At 66.3% G+C, this 2130-nt stretch carries 2 protein-coding genes; one reads left to right on the top strand and one right to left on the bottom strand.

All coding sequences use genetic code 11. The features are described 5' to 3' along the window. Nucleotides 1–401 precede the first annotated feature (401 nt). Nucleotides 402–1100, bottom strand: coding sequence for a hypothetical protein (locus tag ABT369_RS57690; RefSeq protein ID WP_350627236.1), 699 nt, complete (start codon nucleotides 1098–1100; stop codon nucleotides 402–404). A 428-nt stretch (nucleotides 1101–1528) separates the two neighbouring features. Here ABT369_RS57690 and ABT369_RS57685 point away from each other — a divergent pair, with 428 nt between their 5' ends. Continuing rightward, nucleotides 1529–2035, top strand: a complete 507-nt coding sequence (locus ABT369_RS57685) for an STM3941 family protein (RefSeq protein WP_350627234.1) — start codon at nucleotides 1529–1531, stop codon at nucleotides 2033–2035. The last annotated feature ends 95 nt before the right edge of the window (nucleotides 2036–2130 follow it).

Raw genomic sequence — 2130 nt, 5'->3', positions numbered from 1 at the left:
TACCCGACGCTCTACCGATCTGGTCCGGCCCTGCGGGCCGGACCACCGTTTAACACCAGTCACCTAGGCGGTGTGCGCGGCCTGCTGCCTAGGCGGCGTGCGCGGCCTGCTCGCGCTGCCCGCGCGTTGCCTGCACTGCCCGAAGACGCAGTGAGCAGCAAGCCAGTGGGCGGGCGGGACTCGAACCGCGACCAAGGAAGTACCGGCGATAAGGTTCGGTGCAGTCGGTCCCGTTGCGGTGCCACCGTTGTCGGCCGGACCGGGTTTGACTCGGTCCGGCCGGCCGCTGTACTTCGCTGCTGTACGTCCTCGCGCCGCCTCAGCATTGCTGACCCTGCGATTAGAAGGCACCACCGTAAGCTCCGGCGTGGCGCCGGACGTAGGTCAAGCCGCAATCACCGTCAACTGTGAATGTGGATCTGGACGACATACGCGTCGCCGGGCAGCGCGTCCAGGTAGGCGTCCGCCGCGCGGTAGTACTCGTCCCAACTGGTGTGATCGAACCTGTTGCCCGAGTTGGGGTAATCGCCGTAGTCCACCCAGACCCCGTCGAGCCGCAGCAACTCCGAGGCCGGAACGGCGCGCGCTACGCGGTTGCCCACGTAGGGCTCAGGCTCGTAGCCGAACAGGCCGATCGGGTCGTTGGACTCGAACCAGATGACACCGGGGCCGATGTCGTGCGCCGCGATCAACGCCTGCATGACCGGCTGGCTGCGGTGGTCCAGCCGCGCCGCGTCCAGCGAATAGCCCTCCGGGTCCGCCCGATACCGCCGTAGGAAATCACCCAGCGGCCGCCCGGCCGGATACCGACGCGCGATCTCGTACCACTCCGCCCATACGGCCTCAGCCCGCTCGCGCGCCGCCGAGCGCACCGGTGTGAAGTCCAGCAGCCCGCGGGGCGTGCCGTCGCACCGATCAGGCACCCACCCCTCCGGCGGCTCCGACACTCGCAGGACCCGAGGATCGTCCTCACGGCCGGCACGCACCGGAAGCCAGCCATCGATACGCCACCTGTCCCAGCGCCCGTCCGGACCGTACGCCATGTCGAACGGCTCCAGGGCGGCGGCGACTGCCTCCACCACCGGCTGCCCGTCGGCCACCTCAACACACACCGCCACACTCGCACCGGCCAACGCTCCGCCACCTCCGCCGGGCAGCATCCCGTAGCGAGGGACCCGGTGTCACTCGAATACCGCGTTAGGGGAGCGGTGGACGTTCTCACGAGTCGGTACCGGCCGACCAGCACAAATGCCACCTAGTTATGCGGCCTCCGGAGGTAGTTGGCCGCGTATTTGCCGTTCGGTGTTCGTACGGCTCTGGCCCTGAACGACGCCGGGGACCCCGGGATTAGAAGAAGATCCGGATCGCCGGTGAGTGCTTTGTTGTCCTGGCTCATGATGCCTGCGTTTGTCGGTCGCTGTCGCCGTGGTTGCGGGCCAGCCTGGCTGTACGGATGCTGTACGGCCGGGAACGTACGTGAGACGATCTCAACCCGGACTCGACCTCGTCCGGACGACGGGGAGTGCCGATGCCGGCTACGGTGTACCAGGCTTCGCTCCGACGTACTGTCCTTCTGGCCCTTGGCGCGCTGGGCTTCGTTGCGATTAGCGCCTGGTTGCTGGCGACCCACCAGAGCATCGTGGCGGAGATTACCGGCGCTGTGGGCGTCCCGTTCTTCAGCCTGGCCGCCGCTACATTGATCTACCGACTGATCCGGCGCGGGCCGGAATTGGTCATCACCGACGAGGGTTTCGCATACCGCACGTGGGGCTCGGTGGCCTGGTCGGAGGTTCGAGCTGTCAGGATTCGGGAGATCAAAGTGCGCGGCACGACCCAGCGCATGATCGAGGTGGTGCTTCGCGATCCGGATGCGTACGTGGATGGTGCGCCAGTGGCAGCCCGGATGCTGATGCGAGCAAATCGGCGCGCCGGTTTCAGCCCGATCAACATCTCGGCCGTCATTCTTCCGGTCTCGCTGCATGATGTGCTTGCTGCGATGAAGCGCCATCAACCGAATCTCATTATCAGCGCCTAGGCCCCGGCCCTTCATTGAGGGCTTCCCACATGGTGGGTGGATGAGGAACGGGTGCCTTCTGAGCTGGGAAGATAGGACTTGCTGAGGGTCTTATC

It is taken from the genome of Dactylosporangium sp. NPDC000244, from assembly GCF_040300725.1.
Taxonomy (GTDB): Bacteria; Actinomycetota; Actinomycetes; order Mycobacteriales; family Micromonosporaceae; genus Dactylosporangium.
The sequence above is the reverse complement of the archived record's forward strand: the minus strand, read 5'-3'. Positions and strand labels throughout refer to the sequence as shown.